Source organism: Pseudomonas capeferrum (assembly GCF_013523055.1).
Lineage (GTDB): Bacteria > Pseudomonadota > Gammaproteobacteria > Pseudomonadales > Pseudomonadaceae > Aquipseudomonas > Aquipseudomonas capeferrum_A.
In genome coordinates this window covers 1-6,538 of record NZ_JAAMQM010000044.1, presented here as the reverse complement: position 1 = coordinate 6,538, position 6,538 = coordinate 1, and the positions used below count along the sequence as shown (strand labels likewise).

Sequence of the window (6,538 nt, the reverse complement as noted above, 5' to 3'; positions counted from 1 at the left end):
CCATGCTATCCAGGTCCACGCCGAAGCGGCGGGTTATAGCGTGGTACGCGAGTATTGCGGGCACGGAATCGGCCAACAGATGCACGAGGCCCCGGAAGTGCTGCACTACGGACAGCGCGGCAGCGGCGGCACAGGAAACCCCAAGGCGGAAGATAAGCATCAGCCTCCTACCTAGCGGACAATTCTGCGCTCAGCCTGCGCTTCAAACCGCTACCGACAAGCCGCTTTCCGTTCCTCCTCCCGCAACGTCAACACCTCATACCCGTCCGCCGTCACCGCGACCATGTGCTCCCACTGCGCCGACAAGCCCCCGTCGCGAGTGATCACCGTCCAACCATCGCGCAAGGTCCGTACGCCCCGACCTTTCTGATTGATCATCGGTTCGATGGTGAACACCATCCCCGGCTTGAGTTTCAGGCCGCTGCCGCGCTGTCCGTAGTGCAGCACTTCCGGGGCCTCGTGCATCTGTTGGCCGATTCCGTGCCCGCAATACTCGCGTACCACGCTATAACCCGCCGCTTCGGCGTGGACCTGGATAGCATGGCCGATGTCACCGAGCGTCGCTCCCGGACGTACCTGCTCGATACCTTTCCACAGCGCCGCATACGTGGTGTCCACCAAGCGGCGGGCCTCTTCGCTGATCGCGCCGACGCAGTACATCTTCGACGAGTCGGCGATATAACCGCCGCGCTCCAGGGTAATGTCCACGTTGACGATCGACCCCGCCGCCAGCACCTGGCCAGCGTCAGGCATGCCATGGCAGACCACTTGGTCGACCGAGGTGTTGAGCGCGTAGGGGAAACCGTATTGGCCCTTGCTCGCGGGACGCGCCCGCAGGGTCTCGACGATATAGGCCTCGGCCCGATCATTGATCTGCATCGTGGTGACGCCGGGGCGGATGAACCTGTCCAGGTCGGCGAAGACTTCGGCCAGCAACTGACCGGCGCGGCGCATCAGCTCCAGCTGCGCGGCATCCTTGATGACGACCTGGCTCATTGGACCAGCGCCTTGAGAGTGGCCTGTTCCTGGCGCAACAACTGGCGCAGCAGTTCCTGGTAGGTGGCTTGGGGGTGCAGCTCGGCAAGCATGCCGATGCGAATCCAGTATTCAGCCTGCGCATTGATCGAGCGCGACAGCGCATTGCTGGCCACGCGCAGGTCTTCATGCAGGTTGTCGGAGATCTTGACGATGCCCATAGTGGCAGTCCTTGAATATATGAAACGTATATGGATCATATAGGATAACCGTCCCACTGTGCCACCTGCTGGTGCGCGCATCACCAAGCAGGTGCAGTCTGCGCGTCGTCGGCGATCTCGCTGGCGACCGATCCTGCCGCCCTGTGGCAGGCGGTTGCGGCCTCGCGAAGCATCCGCCCAGGTGCGGCCGTTCTTTCGCGGCGACTGGCCCGACTTTTGCTGATTTGCCTGTATAGGGTCGTCAATGCCGATGACCCAACCCTTCACGACAAAGGCGCCGTGTTGCCCTGTTTGCTGACGCAAGCGGGGCGGCCGGCGCCTTTGTCGTTTGTGCAGGCAGGAGATCGACCGATGAGCAGCAGCGAGGTTCGCAGCGTTTGCCCGTATTGCGGGGTAGGGTGCGGCATCGTCATGTCCGTGAAGGACGGCAAGGTCAGCAAGATCAGCGGTGACAAGTCGCACCCGAGCAACTTCGGCAGACTGTGCACCAAAGGCCTGACTGCCCACGTGCCGCTCGACGCCGCCGGACGCATGCAGCATGCCTTCATGCGTCAGCGGCGCGCCCAGGACCCGGTGCAGTCGGCCACCGCCGACGCCATTGCCGAGGCCGCCCGACGCCTGTGCGCGATCATCGACGAGCACGGGCCGGACGCCGTGGCCCTGTATGTATCGGGACAGATGTCCCTGGAAGCCCAATACCTGGCCAACAAGCTGGCCAAAGGCTTCATCCGTACCCGGCACATAGAGTCCAATTCGCGTTTGTGCATGGCCAGCGCGGGCAGTGGCTACAAGCTCTCGCTGGGCGCCGACGGCCCGCCCGGCAGCTACCAGGATTTCGAGCACGCCGACGTGTTTCTGGTCATCGGCGCGAACATGGCGGACTGTCACCCCATCCTCTTCCTGCGTCTGCTCGACCGTCTGAAGGCCGGGGCCAAGCTGATCGTCGTCGATCCCAGGCGCACTGCCACCGCCGGCAAGGCCGACCTGTTCCTGCAGATCAAGCCCGGCACCGACCTGGCCCTGCTCAACGGTCTGCTTCATCTGCTGCATCGGCAGGGCCGTACCGACACCCGATTCATTGCCCTGCACACCGAAGGCTGGGAGGCGATGCCGGACTTTCTGGCCGACTACACACCTGCGCATGTCGCCACGCTGACCGGGCTGGCGGAAGCCGATATCCGTCAGGCGGCCGAGTGGATCGGGACGGCCGGCAACTGGATGAGTTGCTGGACCATGGGCCTCAACCAGAGCGTGCACGGTACTTGGCACAGCAATGCGTTGTGCAACCTGCACCTGGCCACGGGCGCCATCTGCCGCCCGGGCAGCGGACCGTTCTCGCTGACGGGCCAGCCCAATGCCATGGGCGGGCGCGAGATGGGGTACATGGGCCCGGGCCTGCCTGGCCAGCGATCGGCGCTGGTCGAAGCCGACCGTGCCTTCGTCGAGCGGCAATGGGACCTGGCGCCCGGCAGCCTGCGCAGCGAAGGCGGGGAGGGCACCGTGGCCTTGTTCGAGCAGATGAAGACCGGCGACGTCAAGGCCTGCTGGATCATCTGCAGCAATCCGGTGGCCAGTGTCGCCAATCGCCAGCAGGTGATCGATGGTCTGCGCGCTGCCGAGTTGGTGATCACCCAGGATGCCTTCCTCGACACCGAGACCAACCGCCACGCCGACATACTCCTCCCTGCCGCGCTGTGGGCCGAAGGCGAGGGCGTGATGATCAACAGCGAGCGCAACCTGACTTTGATGCCGCGCGCGGTCGAGCCTCCCGGCGAAAGCCTGCCCGACTGGCAGATCATCGCCCGCGTCGCCTGCGCGATGGGCTATGCCGAGGCCTTCGACTACGCCGATGCCGAGGCGGTATACGACGAGATCCGCCGCTTCTGCAACCCAGCCACCGGCTATGACCTGCGGGGCATCGGCTATGCCGAGCTGCGCGAGAAGCCTCGTCAATGGCCCTGCGCGCCGGGCCGCGAGAATGATCGCAACCCGATACGCTACCGGGTCGACAGCCGTGGCGAGGCCCGATCGAATCCCGCCGAGGCTGAGCAGCCGACCTTGGTCTTCCCGACCCCGTCTGGCAAGGCGCGCTTCTTTGCCCGCCCGTGGCTTGCGCCCGCCGAGCTACCCGATGACGACTTTCCCCTGGTACTCAATACCGGTCGCGTACAGCACCAGTGGCACACCTTGACCAAGACCGGCAAGGTCCCCGCCCTGAACAAGCTCGAACCCGGTCCCTTCATCGAAGTGCATCCCGAGGATGCCGCACGCCTGGGCATCGCCGACAGGGACCAGGTGGCCATCCGTTCTCGACGCGGCCAGGCCGTGTTGCCGGCGCGCGTCACCGATCGAGTCCTGTCGGGTAGCTGTTTTGCGCCGTTTCACTGGAACGATGTCTGGGGCGAGCAGTTGGCCATCAATGCCGTGACCTGTGATGCAGTCGACCCGTTATCCCTGCAGCCGGCCTTCAAGCACTGCGCCGTGGCCCTGGAACGGGTAGGCGGCGAGCGCATCGAAGCCCTTGACCTGACGTGTGAGCCGTCTTCGGAGCGCATTGCCATGCCGACTTCCTCTGTATCCCGGCTTCTGGGCCTGGACAAGCTGCCCCTGCCTGTACTGGCCGAAGACGAACAGCATTACCTGCAAGGCTTCTTGCTCGGCCTCGACCAGGGACGCGTCGGCGGCGTACCCCGCCTGCCGGTAGGCGCACCCCTCACGCCGAAACACCGTCTGTTCGTCGATGGTCTGCTCGCAGGCCTGTTCGCCCAGTCAACGGCGCAGGCGCCGGAAGTGGCAATTGCCGAGCGTCGCCCGCATCGGGTGCTTTGGGCGTCGCAGACCGGCACCAGCGAGGCCCTGGCCGAACGCTGTGCGCAACGGCTACGCGACGAGGGACTGGCAGTCGAGCTCAGTTGCATGGAAGCGATCGAACCGCGGCACCTGCAAGGCGCCGCCAGCGTCCTGCTGATCGCCAGCACCTTTGGCGACGGCGAAGCCCCGGACAGCGGCTCGGCGTTTTGGCGGGCGCTGCAGGGAGAGCGAGCTTGCTCTTGTCGGGAAGTGCCCTATGCCGTACTGGCGCTGGGCGATTCGAGCTACGAACAGTTCTGCGGGTTCGGTCGCAAGCTCGACCAGCGCCTGGCCGAACTCGGCGCCCAGCGGCTGCTGGAGCGGGTCGACTGCGAAGCCGACGTCGACGAGGCCTTCGACCAGTGGCTCGAAGCCTTGCTGACGGCCTTGAAGCCGGGCGCCACGCCGCCGACCGTCGTCGAGACACGCACGGTGATCGGCTACAGCAAACAGAATCCCTGGCAGGCGCGAGTGTTGGAAAACCGTGTCCTCAATGGTGTTGGCGCCAGCAAGGAAACCCGGCAACTGGTGTTCGATCTGCGCGGCGGCGATTTTACCTACGAGGCTGGCGATGCCCTCGGCGTCTGGCCTCGTAACTGCCCGGCACTGGTCGAGGAACTGCTGGGTCTGATGCAGCTCGACAGTGCGCAGTCGATCGAGCTTCCAGGCAAGCCGATCATGCCCCTGGCGGTCGCACTGCAAGAGCATCTGGAAATCGCCCGCGTCACCACGCACCAACTCGATATGTTCGCTCGCGCTGCCGGGGCCGAGGATCTGCGTCGCCTGCTGCTTCCCGAGCACAGCTGCGAGCTGAAGGACTGGCTCTGGGGGCGGCAACTGGCCGATGTGCTGCGTGAGTTCCCGCAGTCGCTGTCGGTGTCCGCCTGGCTCGCGCTGCTCAAGCCGCTGCAGCCGAGGCTGTACTCCATCAGTTCCAGCCCCAAGGCCCATCCCGGCGAAGTGCACCTGACCCTGTCCACGGTGCGCTACGCTGCGCGCAAGGGTGTGTGCTCGACGTTCCTGGCCGACCGCGCCGACGATGCGCGCGTGGCGATCTTCCCGCAGGCTTCCAAGCATTTTCGCCTGCCCGAAGACGACAGCCTGCCCGTGATCATGGTCGGCCCCGGGACGGGTATCGCGCCGTTTCGCGCGTTTCTCCAGGAACGCGAGGCGCGCGGGGCCCGTGGCCGCAACTGGCTGTTCTTCGGCGAGCAGCATGAGGCTTGCGACTTCTATTACCGTGACCAGCTGCTGGCCTGGCAGGCCGGCGGGCACCTGCGCCTGGAAACCGCCTTTTCCCGCGACCAGGCGCAAAAGATCTACGTCCAGCAGCGCATGCTCGAGCAGGGCGCGGAGCTGTGGCGCTGGCTGGAGGAGGAGGCGTACTTCTATGTCTGTGGCGATGCCCAGCGCATGGCCAAGGATGTCGACAACGCGCTGCGCCAGCTGGTAGCCGAGCATGGCCGGATGAGCGCGGCGGCGGCGGATGCCTACGTCGAGGGGTTGAGTCGCAGCAAGCGTTATCGCCGGGATGTGTATTGAGTGCTTCAGGATGGTGAACGCTGCACCGTGCTCATGCATTTCGAGCCGATCTTTACAGGAGTTCGCCCACCCCGTTGGGCCGCGCTGCCGCGCGGACAACATTTCTGAAGCCGCCGCTGTAACTGTGGGAGCGGGTTGACCCGCGAACAAGGGCGCAGCCCTTGCCGTACACAGAGGGTGGCAAGGCTGGCCTCTTCGCGGGTAAACCCGCTCCCACAGTTACAGCGGCGGCAGAGAAGACACTGAAATCAACGAGATAACATTTTCCAGTCAGAGTGGTCTTGCGCCGTGGAGAGGGTGAATGGGCAGATACCTCGTCGAAGCGTTGAGCCGCAACAAGCGTTATCGCCGGGATGTGTATTGAGTGCCCCAGGATGGTGAACGCTGCACCGTGCTCGTGCATTTCGCGCCGATCTTTATAGGAGTTCGCCCACCCCGTTGGGCCGCGCTGCCGCGCGGACAACATTTCTGAAGCCGCCGCGGTAACTGTGGGAGCGGGTTTACCCGCGAGCAAGGGCGCAGCCCTTGCCGTACACAGAGGGTGGCAAGACTGGCCTCTTCGCGGGTAAACCCGCTCCTACAGTTACCGCGGCGGCAGAGAAGACACTGAAATCAACGAGATAACATTTTCCTGTCAGAGTGGTCTTGCGCCGTGGAGAGCGTGAATGGGCAGATACCTCCGTCGAAGCGTTGAACCGCAACAAGCGTTATCGCCGGGATGTGTATTGAGTGCTTCAGGATGGTGAACGCTGCACCGTGCTCGTGCATTTCGCGCCGATCTTTATAGGTGTTCGGCCATCCCATTGGCCTGCGCTGCCGCGCGGACAACATTTATGAAGCCGCCGCGGTAACTGTGGGAGCGGGTTGACCCGCGAACAAGGGCGCAGCCCTTGCCGTACACAGAGGGTGGTAAGGCTGGCCTCTTCGCGGGTAAACCCGCTCCCATAGTT

At 64.5% G+C, this 6,538-nt stretch carries 3 protein-coding genes and 1 pseudogene; 2 read left to right on the top strand and 2 right to left on the bottom strand.

Annotated features, from left to right (window positions below; translation table 11 throughout):
* A pseudogene (locus tag G7009_RS27165) lies at positions 1–127 on the top strand (M24 family metallopeptidase); the annotation flags it as partial.
* A gap of 83 nt (positions 128–210) precedes the next feature.
* On the opposite strand, the gene map reads toward G7009_RS27165, so the two are convergent.
* Together map and G7009_RS27155 are read right to left on the bottom strand one after the other, a co-directional pair.
* Positions 211–996 (bottom strand): type I methionyl aminopeptidase, encoded by a 786-nt coding sequence (gene map, locus G7009_RS27160; protein ID WP_181133360.1) that lies wholly within the window; start codon positions 994–996, stop codon positions 211–213.
* On the bottom strand, positions 993–1,196 hold the full coding sequence (locus G7009_RS27155) for a ParD-like family protein (protein ID WP_181133359.1): 204 nt from the start codon (positions 1,194–1,196) through the stop codon (positions 993–995). Before G7009_RS27155 ends, map begins: the two co-directional genes overlap by 4 nt.
* Before the next feature lie 351 nt (positions 1,197–1,547).
* Here G7009_RS27155 and G7009_RS27150 point away from each other — a divergent pair, with 351 nt between their 5' ends.
* The gene (locus G7009_RS27150; RefSeq protein WP_181133358.1) at positions 1,548–5,588 is read left to right on the top strand and encodes a bifunctional nitrate reductase/sulfite reductase flavoprotein subunit alpha; all 4,041 of its coding nucleotides are present in this window, start codon (positions 1,548–1,550) and stop codon (positions 5,586–5,588) included.
* The last annotated feature ends 950 nt before the right edge of the window (positions 5,589–6,538 follow it).

Excerpts from the sequence above, each read along its gene's own strand:
- G7009_RS27150 (WP_181133358.1), top strand. The coding sequence starts at position 1,548 with ATGAGCAGCAGCGAGGTTCGCAGCGTTTGCCCGTATTGCGGGGTAGGG.
- G7009_RS27155 (WP_181133359.1), bottom strand. The coding sequence starts at position 1,196 with ATGGGCATCGTCAAGATCTCCGACAACCTGCATGAAGACCTGCGCGTG.
- map (WP_181133360.1), bottom strand. The coding sequence starts at position 996 with ATGAGCCAGGTCGTCATCAAGGATGCCGCGCAGCTGGAGCTGATGCGC.